The 19,312-nt window shown below is 54.1% G+C and carries 12 protein-coding genes and 5 pseudogenes; 1 reads left to right on the plus strand and 16 read right to left on the minus strand.

Annotation, left to right across the window (positions count from 1 at the left end):
- The first annotated feature begins 10 nt into the window (after nt 1-10).
- Nucleotides 11-852, plus strand: a pseudogene (locus K6K13_RS13835) (heme/hemin ABC transporter substrate-binding protein).
- 132 nt (nt 853-984) lie between these two features.
- On the opposite strand, the gene K6K13_RS23595 reads toward K6K13_RS13835, so the two are convergent.
- From K6K13_RS23595 to K6K13_RS13915, 16 genes and pseudogenes are all read right to left on the minus strand, one after another.
- A complete protein-coding gene (locus K6K13_RS23595) occupies nt 985-1,896 on the minus strand; it encodes an Ig-like domain-containing protein (protein WP_222157533.1) in 912 nt (303 codons plus the stop codon).
- Nucleotides 1,897-2,123: 227 nt separating this feature from the next.
- Nucleotides 2,124-2,876, minus strand: a pseudogene (locus K6K13_RS13845) (inverse autotransporter beta domain-containing protein); the annotation flags it as partial.
- 365 nt (nt 2,877-3,241) lie between these two features.
- Nucleotides 3,242-5,515: a carbamoyltransferase HypF gene (gene hypF / locus K6K13_RS13850; RefSeq protein ID WP_222157535.1), complete on the minus strand. Its 2,274-nt coding sequence runs from the start codon at nt 5,513-5,515 to the stop codon at nt 3,242-3,244.
- A gap of 142 nt (nt 5,516-5,657) precedes the next feature.
- Nucleotides 5,658-6,626 carry a hydrogenase expression/formation protein HypE gene (gene hypE / locus K6K13_RS13855; protein ID WP_222161098.1) on the minus strand — a complete coding sequence of 323 codons (969 nt, stop codon included), beginning with the start codon at nt 6,624-6,626 and terminating at the stop codon, nt 5,658-5,660.
- 60 nt (nt 6,627-6,686) lie between these two features.
- Nucleotides 6,687-7,870, minus strand: a pseudogene (gene hypD / locus K6K13_RS13860) (hydrogenase formation protein HypD).
- Nucleotides 7,857-8,144 (minus strand): hydrogenase maturation factor HybG, encoded by a 288-nt coding sequence (gene hybG, locus K6K13_RS13865; RefSeq protein ID WP_195315010.1) that lies wholly within the window; start codon nt 8,142-8,144, stop codon nt 7,857-7,859. The pseudogene hypD and the gene hybG overlap by 14 nt, the downstream one beginning before the upstream one ends.
- On the minus strand, nt 8,135-9,244 hold the full coding sequence (hypB, locus tag K6K13_RS13870) for a hydrogenase nickel incorporation protein HypB (protein WP_222157536.1): 1,110 nt from the start codon (nt 9,242-9,244) through the stop codon (nt 8,135-8,137). The genes hybG and hypB overlap by 10 nt, the downstream gene beginning before the upstream one ends.
- A 31-nt stretch (nt 9,245-9,275) precedes the next feature.
- A complete protein-coding gene (hypA, locus tag K6K13_RS13875; RefSeq protein ID WP_222157537.1) occupies nt 9,276-9,617 on the minus strand; it encodes a hydrogenase maturation nickel metallochaperone HypA in 342 nt (113 codons plus the stop codon).
- Nucleotide 9,618: 1 nt separating this feature from the next.
- Nucleotides 9,619-10,110: a hydrogenase-2 assembly chaperone gene (gene hybE, locus K6K13_RS13880; protein ID WP_434064613.1), complete on the minus strand. Its 492-nt coding sequence runs from the start codon at nt 10,108-10,110 to the stop codon at nt 9,619-9,621.
- Nucleotides 10,111-10,151: 41 nt separating this feature from the next.
- Nucleotides 10,152-10,691 carry a HyaD/HybD family hydrogenase maturation endopeptidase gene (locus K6K13_RS13885; protein WP_222157539.1) on the minus strand — a complete coding sequence of 180 codons (540 nt, stop codon included), beginning with the start codon at nt 10,689-10,691 and terminating at the stop codon, nt 10,152-10,154.
- A 70-nt stretch (nt 10,692-10,761) separates the two neighbouring features.
- Nucleotides 10,762-12,468: pseudogene (gene hybC, locus K6K13_RS13890) on the minus strand (hydrogenase 2 large subunit).
- Nucleotides 12,446-13,537, minus strand: a complete 1,092-nt coding sequence (hybB, locus tag K6K13_RS13895) for a Ni/Fe-hydrogenase cytochrome b subunit (RefSeq protein ID WP_222157540.1) — start codon at nt 13,535-13,537, stop codon at nt 12,446-12,448. Before hybB ends, hybC begins: the two are co-directional and overlap by 23 nt.
- Nucleotides 13,524-14,570: a hydrogenase 2 operon protein HybA gene (gene hybA / locus K6K13_RS13900; RefSeq protein ID WP_222157541.1), complete on the minus strand. Its 1,047-nt coding sequence runs from the start codon at nt 14,568-14,570 to the stop codon at nt 13,524-13,526. Before hybA ends, hybB begins: the two co-directional genes overlap by 14 nt.
- A 3-nt stretch (nt 14,571-14,573) precedes the next feature.
- Nucleotides 14,574-15,723: pseudogene (gene hybO, locus K6K13_RS13905) on the minus strand (hydrogenase 2 small subunit).
- 839 nt (nt 15,724-16,562) lie between these two features.
- Entirely contained in the window at nt 16,563-18,131 is a 1,569-nt protein-coding gene (locus tag K6K13_RS13910; RefSeq protein ID WP_434064614.1) for an ABC-F family ATPase, read from the minus strand.
- A 144-nt stretch (nt 18,132-18,275) separates the two neighbouring features.
- The gene (locus K6K13_RS13915) at nt 18,276-19,190 is read right to left on the minus strand and encodes a ParB/Srx family N-terminal domain-containing protein (RefSeq protein ID WP_222157543.1); all 915 of its coding nucleotides are present in this window, start codon (nt 19,188-19,190) and stop codon (nt 18,276-18,278) included.
- Between the last annotated feature and the right edge of the window lie 122 nt (nt 19,191-19,312).

Raw genomic sequence — 19,312 nt, forward strand, 5'->3', positions numbered from 1 at the left:
GGAAAAGGACATGTTAAGGGTGATATCTGCGCTGTTTATCAGTTGCCTGGCATGTAGCCTGTCCGCACAGGGAGCATCACCGCCAGCGCGTGTCGTCGTCGCTGGCGGTGCATTGACGGAAATCGTCTATGCCGTAGGGAGCGGCAGCACAGTGGTAGCGGTGGATCAAACCACCACCTACCCACCCGAAACCCAAACGCTCGCCAAGGTCAGCCACTGGCAGCAACTCAACGTGGACGGCATGCTGTCTTTGCAACCCTCGCTGGTGATGACCTGGCAGGATGCCCAACCGCAGGCCGCATGGATCAGCTACGCCAGGCGGGCGTTCAGGTCTCGCTGTTTCAGCGCACGACCAGCACGCCGCAGCAGTTGATAGTGACAATACGCCAGGCGGCTAACCTGTTACACAAGGTCGAACAGGGAGAGGCGCTTATCGCGCAGATCAATGCGGATCTTCAGCGGGTACAGCAACTCACCGCGGCCCAAAAAACGCCGGTCAAGGTGCTATTTCTGCTTAGCGTCGCGGGCAGCGGGGCCATGGTGGCGGGGGAAGGCACCGTCGCCGATGGCATGATTACGCTGGCAGGAGGAAAAAATGTGGCTACCCACCCTCAATATCGGCCCTATGGCGGTGAATCAATGATCGCCGCCGACCCAGAGGTGATCGTGGTGACATCGCAGAGTATCGCGGGTGGGTTGGACACATTGGCTGCGGTGCCCGGCATCACCCACACTCGCGCCTGGCATCAGCAACGTATCGTTGCCATCGATCAGGCGCTGGTGCTAGGCATGGGACCCAGAGTGGCGCACGCCGTGCAGGCGCTAAGCGCCGGGTTTTATCCGGGGCCTTGAGCTGTTAGAGCAAATCAAATCGCCCAGGTCTGTTTTATACCAATATAAAGGAGCAGCCGTAATGGCTGCCCCTTTACGCATATCATCAAGCCTCTACTAGAACACTCGATGAGCCTATGATATGGAGAAATATCAAAGTCCCTGATGGCAGATCAGTCCCCGAGGGGTACTGTGCGTACCACTGTAGAAAGAACTAAAGTTGATGTTAACATAATAATTATTGCCTCCCGCCCCATCTCCATCTGCTGTCCAATACTCAAATCCAGAAAACCCTGAGTCAGTATAATTACGCAAATTTCCCCATTCCGCCCACAAGGCCCCAACGCGACGGGTAGTACTCGACGTAAAATTATACTGCGCCCTCGTTAGGTGGTTAAACCCTGGCTGCTGGTTGCAGTATTGGTTAGCCTCTGTCCAGTTTAACGTCGTTGAGCCGCCATTAGTAAACCAACTGTTGACGGTAAATGAGTAACTCAACGCCTCTCCTAGCCCATTTGTCGGGGTTGCCGTGATAATCACAGGCCCAGAAGGTGGAGTGTTCAGTGTAACCTGACCATTATTTATTGTTACCGCGCCAGGTTGATTTGAATTCCATGTATAAGCACTCGCGCTCTCACTGACATTTAACGTAAAGGTTGCTGCATGAAATCCGGTAGTGGGAAATCCGTCACCAATAGTAAAGGTGTGACCGTTGGCGGAGATCCCCGTAAGTGCCGCCCCCGGTTTAAACGTGGAGGTCTGTGCGGCTGTCGTGTGTTTGCCCACCGTCGCCGTTACCTGGTTATCGCCAGCAACCCAGCTTGTTAGCGTGGCTTGCGCCACGCCTTTTGCATTTGTCGGGGCTGTGGGTGTCGTTAACGTTGCGCTACCGCTCGTTAGCGCAAATGTCACCGAGATATCAGGAACCACGTTCCCCTGCCCGTCTTTCACCACAACACTCAATGTATTACTGTCAGTGCCGTTGGCAAGCGCACCGCTGGCTACCGTGAAATCCGCATCAGCTATCGTTGCCGTGCTGTTATCCGCGATAAAAACAGGTTTCAAATAAACGTAAGGGCCATAAGTACCATTGATATACGTTCTTAAACTAATTGATTTAACACCAGTGGTCTTGCTTGTAAAACGGAGGGTAGAGATGCCGTCAATATCAGTCAGCGTTCGACTTAATAATGTTACGTCGCTCCAGGCTGGTGATATAAAGACCCCCTCAACCGCATTGCCATTTGCATCGATAACGCGTGCACGCAGCTCAACATAGTCGTTATCATCAGCAGGCCAAAATAACTGTTCACGGACAATTTCACATAGTCAGCCCACGCTTCTGCGCCGACACCAACCCGGCGATTTTTTCCGGTAATATCATTATCAAAAAAGGTATTAACACCGTACATCCAATTATCTTGAAAAGTACGGTAGCCAATACCCGCATTTAAGGTATTACGGCTATCTTTATTCCGCGCCCCTAACTGAGTAAACAACATATTTTTATTGTTATCTTTTAACGGCACCAGAACGTCTATCGCGCTACCATCGAGTTTGAAATCATCATTGACGTTTAGCTGTACGCGGGCAGTGCCGTACTGGCTCAGCCACTGCTGTGCAGAATTGTTGATTTCGCTATTGGCGGCGGAGCGCGCCATCTGCTCTGCGGATTTGGCGGCATTTTTACTGGATAGCATCGTCGCCCCTGCCACCGCTTGGCTTTCGAGCCGATTTTCTGTTTCTACAGGCTGTTGGTTGTCTACAGAGAAAGGTGAACGCTTGCGCGGAACTTCAACCTCATCGCCCGTTGTAAGCGCTGAGAAGGGTTTAGAAAACGTTCTGTACTGATTGATCTTTTGCAGTTCTTCAACAGAAACACCATATCTTTTTGCAATGGCATCAACCGTTTCACCCGGCCCCAACACATACGGTTCAGTATCTGAAAAAGTAGGCGTGGAAGCAGAGATAGCCGCAGCCATCACCGGGGAAAAAGAAATACTCAGTGGAAATAGCAATTGGAAAAAGATATTGACCCACACCATTACGGTGACTTTGCGAGAAACGCTTTGCTCAAATTTTCTTTTCTTGTTAATAAAATAGTTGTATGACATATGTTAACGCCCAAGCTAAATAAAAAGACAAACAATTAATAAGCGGTGGACGTTAGCCTTTGGGTTTTAACAAAACAAGGAATAAGTTCAATCGAATAATATTTTTAGGAATTTGACTTCATTGCGGTTTAAGTATATTTACAATTAATTTCAATTCATTGAAAAACTTACTTTTGAGCGTTATTTAAAAGCAATTTAAATACATACAAACTGATTTATTTAAAATAAAACCCATCAGCACATATTTCAAAATGACATATATGTCACGCAACAAAATATTGACATTAATTTCACGTTTATCCACGCGCCGCAGCAATCAATGCCTGTCCCAGCGAGAGACCGCCATCGCCTGCGGGCAAACGTCTTGGTTGCAACACGGTAAAATCAGCCAGTTCTCGATGCAGCAGTGTGCTAAGCAGTCGGTTATGCAGCACACCGCCAGAAAGCACGATGGTATGAGTATTTTCCTCACGCGCAACCTGCCGGGCCAACGCCGCCAAGCCTTGCGCCAGCGCCACGTGAAAGGCGTGCGCACGCCGCGCGAGTGCTGCCTGATAGGCCAGCCATTCGTGCCAGAATGTCTCCAGATCTAACAGGTTACCGGCAAGCGGCATCGATACCGGATGAAACTGGACATCGCTTTGCCACGCCAACGCTTCTAGCTGGCAAGCGGCTTCGCCTTCCCAGCTCTGTTCACGCACGCCAAACCCCGTTGCCACCGCAACCGCATCGAACAGTCGCCCGGCGGATGAACTGTGCGGGGATTGCACGCCGCGCTCAATCGCTTTGATCAATAAAGGCAGCGCATGCTGAGGAAAATGCGCCGCCTGCGGTTGTTCTCGCCAGTCAGGCACAAAACGCAGCCACTGCGCCAGCAGGTTACGCCACGGCTGGCGAGCCGCCAGATCCGCACCCGGCAATGCTACCGCAGGCAGTCCGCCCCGATGAGAGCAGGAACGGTAATCGGCCAGCAAACATTCACCGCCCCACCATTGGCCCTTTTCGCCATAACCAATGCCATCCAGCGTCAAGCCAACAACCGGTCCGGCATCACGCGGCCAGCCGTGCTCCGCCAGACAGGCGGCAATATGGGCATGGTGATGTAACACTTCATGGCAGGCAATACTGGCATGTTCGGCGCGCTGATGCCCGAGGCGGTGGCTGATGTAGCCAGGGTGCGCATCCACGACAATCGCCGTGGGTGTGAAGCGATAGATGTCCTCAAAAAGCGCTATCGCGTTTTGATACTGCTGCTCAACATCACTGTCGGTGAGATCGCCCAGATGCTGGCTGACAATGGCATACCCATCGCGCAGCAAACAGAAGGTGTTCTTGAGATCGGCACCCATCGCCAACAATGCGGGTTGGTGCTCGAAACCGGGCGGCAGTGTAAACGCATCAGGTACATAGCCACGAGCACGGCGCAGCATTTCCGCAGCGCCGTCGTGACAACGCACCAGTGAGTCGTCGGCACGTTGCACGATATCACGGTTATGCAGTAACCAGAGATCGGCCAACCCATTGAGATCGTTTAACGCTTGCGCATTGGTCAGTGCAGGCGGTTTTCCGCTGGCATTACCGGAGGTCATCACCAGAGGGCGATCCGCCAATGCCAGCAGGAGATGCTGGAGCGGGTTGGCGGGTAGCATCAGCCCAACTTCACTCAATCCGGGCGCTACCGCATCACACAGCGCGCCGTCGCGTCGCAACGGCAGCAACACAATGGGCGCCGCCGCACTTTTCATCAGATTGATGGCGGGCGTTTCATCCATCAGTTGCGCACAGCGCGACAGCCAGTGCTCATCAGGCAGCATCACCGCCAGCGGCTTACCGGGACGACGCTTACGCTGACGCAATTGCGCTACCGCCTGTTGTTGCGTGGCATCGCACGCCAGATGAAAACCACCCAACCCTTTGACTGCAACGATCTGCCCCGCTTGTAGCGCCTTCACAGCCTGTTCCAGCGCCGCATCGCCCTGAGCCCGTTCATTGCCGCTGGCATCGCACAACCACAGGTGTGGTCCACAATCCGGGCATGCCGTCGGTTGGGCATGAAAGCGTCGGTCGGCAGGATTTTGGTATTCACGGGCACAAGGCGAGCACAACGGAAACGTCGCCATCGCCGTATTGGGCCTGTCGTAAGGCATATGGCGAATAATAGTAAAACGCGGCCCGCAGTGAGTGCAGTTAATAAAGGGATAGTGATAGCGCCGGTTGCCGGGCGTCATCAACTCTTGCTGACAGGCCGGACAGGTTGCCGCATCAGGCACCACCTGCGTATCCATCGCTCCCGTACCGCTGTGGGCAATGCTAAAGTCGGTGGGTTGCAGCTCCCATTCATAAGGATATGATTCGATGCTGTCGATATGAGCGAGCGGTGGGCATTCGTGGGCAAGGTCGTCAAGGAACACTGCAACCTGTGGAGACATCATCAGATGAATCAACACCCCTGCGCTGTCATTGCTGACATTGCCGCACAGTTGATAACGATGCGCCAGTTGCCACACGTAAGGGCGAAACCCCACGCCCTGCACTTTGCCTTTAACACGGATGCAAATACCGTTGCTCATATTAGGCGCTGAACTCCAGGGGAATATTGTAGTGTTTTTCCTCAGCGTAAAAATCACGCTGAGGTGGGTGAGAGCGCCCCGCACTCGTCAGCGGGATGCTTTACGCGCGGCAAAAAACCAAAAAAAGGCTTGCGTTGTCGCGTTAGCAAATGCGCGGCATGGGTTCATTATGCGGCAGGTCCAGCAGTCGTGACGTGCCGAATATGCCGCGCAGGCGCACCTGCGTCGATGCCGTCGCTTCACCAATGGTGACGGCCTCTTTGCCGAGCGGATGTGCATGCAGCGCGTCAAGCACCGCTTGTTCCGCCTGCGGGGCGACCGCTAGCACCAGCTTACCTTCATTGGCAAAGTTCAGCGCTTCCAATCCCAGAATTTCGCAAATACCACGCACCGCCGATTTCAGAGGCAGTGCCGCCTCATCAATCACCATACCGCAACCGCTGGCTTGTGCGTATTCATGCAGGATCGCCGTCACACCACCGCGCGTAGCATCACGCAGCGCACGCACTCCGTCGATCGCACGCAAAGGTGCAATCATCGGCGTCAGCGCAGCACAATCACTGCTCAGTTCCGCTTCCAAGCCCAATTTTTCGCGCAGATTAAGGATGGTCGCGCCGTGATCGCCTAAGGTCCCCGTGACAATGATTTTATCACCGGCACGGATCTGCGATGCGCCCCAGTTGATCTCAGTAGGAATAACACCGATCCCCGCCGTGTTAATAAACAGTTTGTCGGCGGCACCGCGCGGCACCACCTTGGTATCTCCAGTCACAATCTGCACGCCGGCCTGCTGCGCGGTATGCGCCATAGACGTCACAATACGCACCAGATCCTCGCCGGAAAACCCTTCTTCAATGATAAAGCCGCAAGAAAGATAAAGCGGTTGTGCCCCGCTGACCGCCAGATCGTTGACCGTGCCGCATACGGCCAGCTTGCCAATATCGCCTCCGGGGAAAAAAATCGGATCGATGACATAGCTGTCGGTAGTAAACGCCAGACGATCGCCCTGCTGCGTCAGCGGGGCCAGCGGCATACGCGCTTGATCTTCCCGTTGCCCAAGCAGCGGGTTATCAAATGCGGTGAGAAACAATGAGGCTATCAGTTGCTGCATGGCCTGACCGCCGCTGCCGTGCGCAAGCGTAATCTCTTTGGGCGGTTTACAAATATTCACTTAAGCGTCACTCCCGACGGGACTTTCTTCCCGGCGATATTGATAATAGGCAGCACAGGCCCCTTCTGACGATACCATCAGTGCGCCAATCGCGTTCTCTGGTGAGCAATGCGTGGCAAACAAGGGGCAATCCGCCGGTTTACAGCGACCGGTCAGCACATCTCCACAGCGTGACAGCGGCTCATCGGCCACCCGCTGTTGACGGGGTTGAAAGCGACGTTCAGCATCATAGTCATGATAGGCAGCACGCAATTGCATGCCGGAGTCGGCAATCTCACCCAGTCCGCGCCATTCGCTGCTGGCCTTGATTTCAAACACCTCGTCCATCGCTTTTTGCGCCAATCCGTTACCGCTGTCCGGCACAATGCGACGATACTGATTTTCTACCTGGCAGCGCGCTTCACGCAATTGTGTCACCAGCATCAGCAACGCTTGCAGTATATCCAGCGGCTCAAACCCGGTAATGACAAACGGCTTATGAAACGCATCGCACAGCGGTTGATAAGGCGAAGCGCCGATCACCATGCTGACATGACCCGGTGCGAGAAAGCCGTCGATACGGATATCCGGTTGCTCCAGCAAGCTGCGCAAAGTGGGGATAATGGTAATGTGCTGACAGAAAAGGGAGAAATTATGAATGTCGCGCCGTTTGGCCTGTTGTAAAGTCAGCGCCGTGCTGGGCATGGTGGTTTCAAACCCTAACCCGAAAAACACCACCTGGCGCTCTGGGTGTTTCTCTGCCAGCGCCAGCGCATCCAACGGAGAGTAGACAATCCGTACATCAGCGCCGTGACGGCGCGCATCCAACAAGGACCCATTGCGCCCCGGCACGCGCATCGCATCGCATCGCATCGCATCGCATCGCATCGCATCGCATCGCATCGCATCGCATCGCCGAAGGTACAGAAGATCACCTCCGGGTGCGAGGCGATTTCGATACAAGCATCAATGCGCCCCATCGGCAGCACACACACGGGGCAACCGGGGCCATGCACAAATTCGATCTCCGGCGGCAATAGCCGATCCAGCCCAAACTTGAAGATGGCATGGGTGTGACCACCGCACACTTCCATCAGTTGCAGAGGATGTTCACGCCAGTGCGGCATCGCCGCCACCTGCTTTTCAATTTCCCGCAGCAGCGTTTTGGCCAATTCAGGATCGCGAAATTCATCAACGTACTGCATAACCGTCCTCGTGCTGGCGCATTTCGTCCAGCTCCAGCCCAACCGCTTGCATGGATTGCAATGCGTCCAGCGTGTCCTGAGCCTCCTGCTCATCCAGCAGGCTCATGGCAAACCCGACATGCACCAATACCCACTGACCGATCAATTCCGCCGGTTCGCCTTCGCACACCAGTGCGATATTCACCGCACGCTGCACACCGCACACATCCACCAGCGCCGGTTGATGAATATCTTCACCGACCGACACCACTTTACCCGGAATGCCTAAGCACATTGTTGTGCCTCCAGCCAGGCGAACCATTCATCCATCCCCTCGCCGCTACGGGCCGAGAGGGCAATCACTTGAATATCCGGGTTCACACGGCGCGCATAGGCGATACAGGCATCTAAATCGAAATCCAGATACGGCAGCAGATCGATCTTGTTGATGACCATTAACGCGGCAGCAGAAAACATATGCGGATATTTCAGCGGTTTATCTTCGCCTTCCGTCACCGAGAGCACTGCCACCTTATGGCGTTCACCGAGATCGAACCCGGCCGGGCACACCAGATTGCCGACGTTTTCGATAAACAGGATACTGTTATCCGCCAGTTGCAGACGATGCGCGGCATCATGCACCATTTGCGCATCCAGATGGCAACCTTTCCCGGTGTTGACCTGGATGGCACTCACCCCGGTTGCACGAATACGTTCAGCATCGTTGGTGGTCTGTTGGTCACCTTCGATGACCGCGCACGCCACATGACTGCTGATACGATCAAGCGTTTGTGTCAACAGGGTGGTTTTGCCGGAGCCGGGGCTGGAAACCAGATTGAGTGCCAGAATCTTTTGTGCAGAAAAATGTTCGCGATTATGCTCAGCCAGCGCATTGTTTTTGCTCAGCACGTCCATTTCGATTTGCAACAGACGCTGTTGTGGCATGCCCGGTGCGTGCGTTCCCGCTTCCCCCTGCCCGTAGTGCAGATCGGAACCATTCACTTGCGGCAGGAAAACAACCGGTTGATGCGCGTCATGGTGATGATCGTGATGGTGGTCATCATGGTCATGATGGTGTGCATGAGCGTGTCCCTGTTCTACGCTGCGCTTTGACACCACCTTACTTTCGCCGTGATAGTGGTGGTGAACATCACCGTTATGGTGGTAATGGTGGTGGTGAATCACCACATAGCGCGGCGAGCCAGCCTCTTGCGACATGGCGTCATCAGCGTGATGATGCGCATGGGCGTGTTGGTGCGTATGCGCATCATCGTGGCGATCGTGCCCGTGGTGATGACCATGATGATGCGCATGGCTATGTTCATGAGCATGATGGTCGTGCTCATCACCTTCGATTCTGCGTTCCCCTTCGCCGCAGCCACATGTGGTACACATAGGAACTGACTCCTTACGGTGTTGAACCGCGTTACTCTACTGCTAACTGTTTCAATTGCAGGCTATCGCCTTCATCAATTCGCAGGTTATAGCTGCCACACTGCGGGCAACCCGCACCATGACGCGAAATGTCAACCACCGCGCTGCACTCCCAGCACCAGGCCCGGGCCGCGCGCACGGCAACGTGTAACTCGCATCCCTCCGCCAGCGTTTGTCGGCAAACGGATTCAAAGCAAAAGCGTAATGCGCTCTCCTCAATGCAGGACAGCGCACCGATTTCCAGCCATACGCCAGTGACTTTATGCGCGCCGTGCTGACGCGCCTGCTGCTCAATCAACTCTAGCGTGCTATAGCATAGGGATATTTCATGCATGCTACTCATTCCCGCGCAGGAACAACGCACGACGGCTGAGATTACGCGGGGCATTGGCATCCACCACCGGGAGCGACAGCGCCATGCGCGCGCTCTGTTCTGCTAGCGTTAACGCCTGCTGAGCCGACATATGGGGATCGATGGGCGACATCAGTGAACAGGAAAGATACTGGTGATTTTGGCCGCTCGCATCGGCAATGTCGCTTACCATAAACGTGACATTGCCACACGGCAATTGCAGTGCCAGACGCTCACCGGTCGTACGCTGTGACCACACCTGATCCGGCCCCGGCAACACCAGCAGACTCAACGTCCAGGGCGTTAACAAGCAGCCGACCCACTGCTGTTCAAACAGGGTGAAACCGCACGTCTTCACCGGAATGGCGGCACGATAAAACGGTAAGGTTTGCATATCGTTGTGAGCGACGCGGGTAAACGCCGCTTCCAACCAGACTGCGGGAGAATCCGCGAAACCCAATGTCTCCTCACTCACACCGCTATCTGCCACAGCGGAGGGATCGTCTACGCAGGTACTCATACACAGAGCTCCACCGACAGGCAGGTGGTTGGATACGCCGCCTGTTCCTGTGGCGTTTTCCTGCGAATCGTAATACCACTTGCACTCAACGCCGCCAGGATCTGCGCCAGAGCAGGTTCGACAGCACGCTGCACGCAGTCGCTCAGCCCAATCGTCGGTTCCAATGACTGCGGCTCCACACCCACCAGCAACAACCGACGAGGAAACTCATCCGTCAGTTGTAACGCCATCAGCACATCCGCCAACCCTAACTGGTGCGGGGAAATTTTGCGGGTAAACAGCGCAGGCACTTCGTTGTCGCGCAGCACGGTCACGGTGCCCGGTGCGCAGCCAGTCAGCACGGCATCGGCAACGGCAACGATCATGTGCTCACGTTTGGCCATGGTTTCAAGCAACTCCATGCCTGCTGTGCCGCCATCGACGATATCAATCTCCGGCGAGAACGCGTATTGCCGTTCCAAGGCTTCGATAATGCGCACACCCACCGCTTCATCGCTCAGCAGCAAGTTGCCAATCCCTAACACCAATGTTTTCATGATGAACCCTTTTACGACATCCTTCTCGTCATTCCCGCCAGTGCGGGAATGACGAACAACAGCGTGACCGTTACAGCACTTTCACGCGGGTGACTTCATTACCGTTCACCGCGTCAACCACGTGCACGGCACAAGACATGCAGGGGTCAAAGGAGTGAATGGTACGCACCACTTCCAGCGGTTTGTGCGGATCGGCCACTGGCGTGCCCACCAGCGATTGCTCGTAAGGCCCAGGAACCCCTTCAAAGTTACGCGGTCCGGAGGTCCAGGTTGAGGGCACGACCGCCTGATAGTTGGTGATCTTGCCGTTCTTGAACACAATCCAGTGCGACAACATACCGCGCGGCATTTCGCCAAACCCGACGCCACGGTACTCCTTGTCCGGGGTAAACTCCGGCTTGATAAAGGTCTGATGGTCACCTTTACCAATATTGGTCACCAGTGCCTGCCACTGCTGCGCCAAGGTATCTTTCAGCACGCAGCAATGCACGGTGCGACCAATCACACGACCTAAGGTAGAGTGCAGGTGCTTCTCTTCCAGCGTTTTACCGGTCAGCGCTTTATACAGGCCAGCGACCTGCGCGAAATGGGTTTCCGTATCTTTATGTTTGGCCGCCAAACCGCACAGCAACCAGGCCAGCGGCCCAACTTCGACGGTTTTGCCGTAGAAGGTCGGCGCTTTGACACAGGTTTATTTGCCATCATCCTGCCAGCCGGTGTAGTTGGGGCGAGTCAGCCCTTCCCACGGTGCCAGTGGTTCATCATCTTTATACCAAGCGTGCTTACCACTTTCTTTGATGCCGTCGATCAAAAACGCATCGTTGTGGCTGGTGATCGGACGATATTTGCTGAAATCCCCGTTTTCCAGATAACCGCCGGTCAGCAGGAAGCTGCCGCCTTTGTTGTCGGTCGGTAATTCAGGCACGCTCAGGTAGTGATCGGCTCCTTTGCCCAACGTCAGCCACTCAGGGTAGTGCGCAGCGATAACCGCGCAATCCACTTTGTAAACCTGCTCGATAAAATCGCCCAGACGATCGATGAACGATTTCACGTACATCAGGCGTTCCATGGTCAGCACCGCAGGGGCATCCAGGTTGATCGCGTTTGCCACACCGCCGACTGCCAGGTTCTGGATGTGTGGCGTTTTACCGCCCAGAATGGCAACGACACGGTTCGCATCACGCTGGCATTCCAGCGCTTGCAGGTAGTGAGCAACGGCAATCAGGTTCACTTCCGGCGGCAGCGCCATGGCCGGGTGCCCCCAATAGCCGTTGGCGAAGATCCCCAGTTGACCGCTGGCCACCAGATCTTTGATCTTCTGCTGCACTTTGGTGAACTCTGCCGCGCTGTTCAACGACCAGGTGGATGCACCTTTCAGCAGGGCTTCCGCCTTGTTCGGATCCGCATTCAACGCCGCCGTCACATCGACCCAATCGAGCGCCGACAGCTGGTAGAAGTGGACAATATGGTCATGAATGCTGTGTGCAGCCAGAATCAGGTTACGGATGTACTGTGCATTGACCGGTACGTTTAACCCGAGCGCGTTTTCCACCGAACGCACTGAAGCGATGGCGTGCACCGTGGTACATACCCCACAGATACGCTGCACAATCATCCACGCATCGCGCGGATCCTGACCTTTAACAATTTCTTCCATTCCCCGCCACATGGTCCCAGAAGACCAGGCTCTAGTGACTTTCCCTTGCTCAATTTCGCAATCAATGCGCAGGTGCCCTTCGATACGGGTAATAGGATCAATGGTGATGCGTTGGCTCATGCTTTACCTCGGCCTGATAATTCTTATGAACGCTTCCCAGTGCGGGAAGAACCGGCAACAACCGGATTAACAAGATGTATGCGCACACTTCAATGGCGACAAATCCCATGGAGATCAGCACTTCTTGTGCCGCAGGGAAGTAGTGGTAGCCACCGCCAGGATTGAACGCCAGCAATGAGTAGCTCAAACGCCACAGTGCCGCCCCGAACAGCATGCTGAGACCGCCGACGAACAGGTAGCCGGTTTTGTTGTGCCACAACAGTTCGCCAAAGCGCAGCACCAGGAACAGCACTAGCAATACCTGCGTGATTGCACTCAGTTTGGTAAACAGCGAGCGTTCATTGGGTCCACGCCCTTTCAACCCGGCCTGCACCAGCGATCCTTCAAACGTCACGATGGAGAAGCCCATGATAAAGGCCGTCAACAACGACAGCAGCGGCAACAACTCATAGCTTTGCCACAGCGGATGCACCTTATACCCGGCCGAGATCATCAACGACCCCATGGAGGATTGGTGCATGGTAGGCAGCAATGCGCCGAGCGAGATGATAAAGAACATCACCTTGTTGAGGTGCTTCAGCGCTTTCTTCCACCCGAACCGTTCGAACACCACGGGCGCAAACTCCAACGCCATGACCCCGATGTAGATGGTCATACAGACCGCGGTTTCAAACAGCACCGAGTTGGTGTTGAAGAAACCGGGAATGTAAAAGTACGGCAGGTTCCAGTAACGACCAACGTCAATGGTGATGGACAGCCCACCCAGCGAGTAGCCGAACAGGCTGGCTAACAGCGCCGGACGCACCAGGGGGTGATATTCCCCACGGTTAAACACATAAACCGCCCAGGCCAGCGCCCAACCGCCACAGGCAAACCCAGTGCCCACCAGCAGGTCAAACGCGATCCACAGCCCCCACGGATAGCCCCCGTTCAGGGCTGCTACCGCACCGATACCAAAGATAAGCCGCCGCAGAATCAATACGCCGCAAATCACCGCAAGCGGTGCCAACAGCATCACCGGCCAACTGACCAGACGCCCGCCCAGCGGGCTGGCTTTATGCGCCGTCATGATCGTTCTCCTGATCTTTCTTCGGATGATGCGGTTCGGCGTGATCTTCATCATCCGCCTTGCGTTCATCCCGAGTGTTACGGTGCACCAGCACAGAAAGCCCGGCTAACACCGCCAGCGGCAACACCATGCCTTTATACAAGGTGTGCTGAACGTGCTCAGAGCGCGCGCCGGTAGACAGCTCATCCAGTTGCGGCAGATCGAGGTTTTGGTAGGGAACCCCTGCCATTACCAGTACCTGGGTACCGCCCGCCTCAGTTTCGCCGTAAATATGGCGATCGTAGGTCGGAATGGTGTGCAGGTAAGTGTCTTTGGTCGCCAGCGTCTGACGCGGATAGTGGTACTCATCACCCGGTTTCATTGCCATACGGCGTTTGGCTTCATCAAGCAACTCTTCACGAGTTCCAAAGATCACCGCGCCGGTTGGGCACACTTCCACGCATCCCGGCATGCCGCCTTTATCTAACCGCTCCAGCCCTTTCTGGTTGCACAGTTCACACTTGTGCAGCTTGCCGAACGGGTTTTCGTAGTCGTATTTGGGGATGTTGAACGGGCACGCCACCATGCAGTAACGACAACCGGTGCAAACACTGGCGTCATAATGCACGACGCCGGTTTTGGCATCTTTTTTCAGCGCGCTGACCGGACAGACTGAGACACAGTTCGGATCGACACAGTGCATGCACTGCTTCTTGATGTAGGCATAACCGTTATCGACCTGGTCTTTGTTTTGACCCGAACCGCTGCTCCACACCTGAATGATGTTGTTGGTGTAAGGACTCAGCTTGTCATTGTTGGACCAGGTTGGTGAACCACCGGCATAAATCTGACTGTCCGGTCGATAGGCCGATTCATTAACCTGCTGACACTCGGTCACGCATGCCTGACACCCTACGCACAGCGTTGAGTCGTAAAGCATGCCCAATGCACCGGGGATCGGCGGTCGATTGGTCGCCGCTGCCTTGGCGGCAAACGGCGTTCCCGCCATGACCGCACTGGCTGAGGCTAGCTTGAAAAAATTGCGTCTGTTCACGGCTTAGCCCTCCCGGGAATCGTTACCGGCGTCTTGCTGCCCCTGTTTTTGCTGAGCATTTTTCTGTTGACGCCCCAATTCCCTCACTGCCATCAAGCTGACGCCGCCGACCACGCCCAGAACCGCGCCAAGCAGACCCACCGCCGTGGCGGAGACTTCCCCCCCTTCGGGACGATCTACCGTCGGTTTTTGCGCACGCGGTGTAGGGTTCTCCACATTCGCCAACTGGAAGATCCCTTTCTTAAAGCCGACACCCTCTTCGTTACAGCCATAGCACGGGTGACCAATCCCTACTGGCCAGATACCGCCACCGACGTCGCAGAATTCAATGATAGAGCAGTTGCCGTAGGTTTCCGGTCCTTTGCATCCCAGATGGTACAGACACCAGCCTTGGCGATGCCCGTCATCGCCAAACTCTTTGGCAAAACGGCCCGCGTCAAAGTGTGGACGACGTTCACAATGCTCATGGATCAGGCGACCATAGGCGAAAGTGGGACGGCCTTTGGCATCCAATGCCGGCGCACGTTGATAAGTGATGATATGCGCCACGGTCGCCAAAAAGTTGTGCGGGTTCGGTGGGCAACCGGGGATATTAATAACGGTTTTGCCCGGCAGTACCGCTTCCAGACTGACCGCGCCGGTCGGGTTGCTCCCTGCGGCGGCAACCCCCCCCCCAGGCAGAACAGGAGCCGATGGCAATAATCGCCGCTGCATGTTCTGCGGCTTCACGAATATGATCGACGATGGGCTTGCCAGCCACCATGCAGTAGATGCCGCCATCCTTAATCGGAATAGAACCATCCACCACCAGCACATACTTACCTTTGTACTGTTCAATAGCGCGGTGTTTGTTCTCTTCTGCCTGTTCACCAAACGCAGCGGAAAGTACCTCGTGGTACTCCAGCGAAATGGTGTTCAGGAGCAAATTTTCAATCGTCGGGTGAGTCGCACGCAGCAGGGATTCGGTACAACCCGTACACTCCTGAGCGCCAATCCACAGCACCGGCGGACGTTGCACGGAGCCAAGGGATTGCGCAATCTCTGCGGCAGCGGAATCCGCTAGCCCCATCGATGCGGCAAGTGCTGCACATAACTTCATAAAATCACGGCGATTAACACCGTGATGGGAAAGCATTACATTTTCCCCAGTCATTTTTTATTATTCTCCTGTAACCAGAACGGAGCTTACCCAATGGATTTCGAAAAGCGGATACACGACTGCCTCACGTACTCCTGAAAACTGATGTGGATAAGTCTGGCGGAGTAAGAAAGATAGCCGACGCACCTGCAACGTCAACGGTGTGGGGTATAACACACAACATGTGTACGGGTATGGTAATGAGGAAATTCATTTAACAGACTTGATCTTCATCAAGCAGCAGAACATTAGCCTGCTTATTTCTGTTATAAGTGTGATTGTTTACGCATCACCCTTTTATTTTATTTATCTACACCGAATTTAAATGAGAAATAATCTCAATAACTAATTTTCGCTATTTGTTGCACACCAGAAAACCGGTGCTTAATCGATTAACCTTTAAAACGAAATAATCTAATGCATTGATTTAAAATCAAAAGATATATTAATCATATTTTTTCCCAATTTCTCTTATTTCGATGATTCATGACGGTCAACATAGAATCCTTCAATGTTCTCTTTAAATAATTTAGTTAAATAAAAATCTTTAGCGCAAATTTTTTGAATCACATCACAACGCAGAATATATCGCTCATGTAGAGGGAAAGACAAAAGAGCACCAATAGCTTAGGGCTGACTGATGAAAATAATAAATAATAGAAACTATAACCCTAAGGGAGTAGCGGAGTAATGGGGATCTTCGCGGCACACCGTGGTGAAGGCAGCGATTGCAAGATCCTATGTATTTGTGGCGATATAGTAGGTAGCGAGCAAGGAGACACGAGCGAGGATGTTATACGGAACACCCGCTGTGCGCGAAGACTCGCACACAGCAGAGTGGCAAAGGCTATGGCTTACTCAATACCCTGGCTGCGCAGGTAATCTTCGTAACTGCCGGTAAAGTCGACCACTTTGTTGGGCGTAATTTCCAGTACGCGCGTGGCCAGCGAGCTGACGAACTCGCGGTCATGGGAGACAAACAGCAAGGTGCCCTGATAAAGCTCCAGCGCCATGTTAAGTGCTTCAATCGATTCCATGTCTAAGTGGTTGGTGGGTTCGTCCATCACCAGAATATTGGGGCGCTGCATCATCAGCTTGCCAAACAGCATGCGGCCTTTTTCGCCCCCAGAGAGCACTTTCACTTTCTTCTTGATATCGTCCTGACCAAACAGCAAACGACCCAGTACGCTGCGTACGGCCTGTTCGTCATCCTTTTCCTGCTTCCATTGGCTCATCCAGTCAAACACCGTCAGATCGCCATCAAATTCGTATTCATGATCCTGTGCGTAGTAAGCGATGTTGACATTTTCAGACCACTTAACAGCGCCTTTATCCGCGGTCAACTCACCCACCAGGGTTTTCAGCAGCGTGGTTTTACCAATCCCGTTAGTCCCCAGGATGGCAACTTTCTCGCCCACTTCAATCAACAGGTTAAGGCCAGAGAACAGCGGACCGTTGTCAAAGCCCTTGGCCAGAGCCTCCACTTCCAACGCATTACGGAACAATTTCTTGTCCTGATCGAAGCGAATAAAAGGGTTCTGGCGGCTAGAGGCTTTCACTTCATCAAGTTGAATTTTTTCGATTTGGCGTGCACGAGACGTTGCCTGACGTGATTTCGAGGCGTTGGCACTAAAGCGGCTAACGAAGGATTGCAGTTCGGCAATCTGCGCTTTTTTCTTAGCGTTGTCTGACAACAGACGTTCACGCGCCTGCGTGGCCGCCGTCATATATTCATCGTAATTCCCCGGATAAACGCGCAGTTCACCGTAATCCAAGTCCGCCATGTGGGTACACACCATATTCAGGAAGTGGCGATCGTGGGAAATGATGATCATGGTGCTGTTACGTTCGTTCAGCACATTTTCCAGCCAGCGAATCGTGTCGATATCCAGGTTGTTGGTCGGTTCATCGAGCAGCAAAATATCTGGGTTGGAGAACAACGCCTGCGCCAACAGTACGCGCAGTTTCCAGCCGGGAGCGACTTCACTCATCAAACCGTAATGCTGTTCCAGCGGGATACCCACGCCTAACAGCAGTTCTCCGGCGCGGGATTCTGCACTATAACCGTCCATTTCGCCGTATTTGACTTCCAGATCGGCGACTTTATAGCCGTCTTCCTCGCTCATTTCCGGCAATGCGTAAATACGGTCACGCTCTTCTTTTACCGTCCAGAGTTCAGCGTGCCCCATGATCACGGTATCCAGTACGCTGAAATTTTCAAACGCAAACTGATCCTGACGCAGCTTACCCAGACGCTCATTCGGATCGAGGGCAACGTTGCCGCCACTCGGCACCAGATCGCCCCCCAGGATCTTCATAAACGTGGATTTACCGCAGCCGTTAGCACCAATCAACCCGTAGCGGTTGCCGTTGCCAAACTTGACGGAGATATTTTCAAAAAGCGGCTTGCTGCCAAACTGCATGGTAATGTTGTTGGTACTTAACACGGCGTTGACTCAAATAAAAAGTGTGATTTAACGCGCATTATGCCACAGGCACGTCTCGGGGTCGCGTGCAGTTTATATGCCGAACAAAAATGGCCATGCGCCCTGTGGCGCATGGCGCTCCTACGGCGTCGAATACAACAGCGCCAGCTTGCCATCCGGGTTATTCAGCTTGTTCAATTTTTTATGATTAACCTCGCGCAGTTGTCCCAGTTGGCTTAAGGTCGGTGAAGCGGCGTCAGGTAAGGTATGGGTTTGCGGTGATGCCTGTATCAGAAGCTGCGCCGCCTTTTGCAACAGAGCAAAGTAGGCCTGCGATGTTGCCGTATCCGCGGGCGTAATCGCCATCTGACTTTTCAGCCAGGCGCCCAGATAAAACTCTAAAAACGGGGGGGAGGGTTCCGGCCGTTCATAGGCAATACCCCGTAAGAAATAGAGCACTGAGCGATAGGGATCGTCCTGCATGGCGTCGATACTCACTTGAGTAGGCAGTGCCTGCGGTGCAATTTTGCCCGTATTGCCTTCCAGCCACACCAGATGATGTTGTTGCATGTAATCCCAGAACGCCGCCATTGAGGGTAACTGGCGCAAATCATCAGTAATACGCAATGACACCGTGATATCGCTATCCGGCGTGCTGGCGCGCAATGCGCTTACCGAGTGATGGCCGTCTGTCAGGTAAACCTGACCATCCGGGGCAATCACTGCCGATTTTACCGCATCGGGATGTGTTCCGGCGGGTTTCGCACAGCGAAAACTCGTGGCGGTGGCAAGGGTCGAGGCGTCCGAAAAATCAGCCACTTTCCCCGCCCCTTCTCCCTTACAGAAATCATCAAACAGCGCGCGCGGTTTTTGTCGGTAGTGGGCGAGCTCGTAGGCGACTTCTGCCCTGCCTATCGCGGGCTGGGTAGGGTGAATAGCGGAGGCTTTCACGGTCATCAGCGTCGCGGAGGCAAATCCCCCCCGCTCCAGGTTGCCAGCAACATCACCATACCGGTGACTATCCAGGGAGCGCGCCCGTACGATGGGGCCGTGCATTGCAAATGCTTCTGCTTCATAAAACCTCAGAATGGAAGACGTTGACCCAACAGATCAGCACAGTAGAATCATATGCTATCGGATAGCAAGACTTTCACTGCATCCTACCGATGCACACCACA

The organism is Symbiopectobacterium purcellii (assembly GCF_019797845.1).
Classification (GTDB): Bacteria; Pseudomonadota; Gammaproteobacteria; order Enterobacterales; family Enterobacteriaceae; genus Symbiopectobacterium; species Symbiopectobacterium purcellii.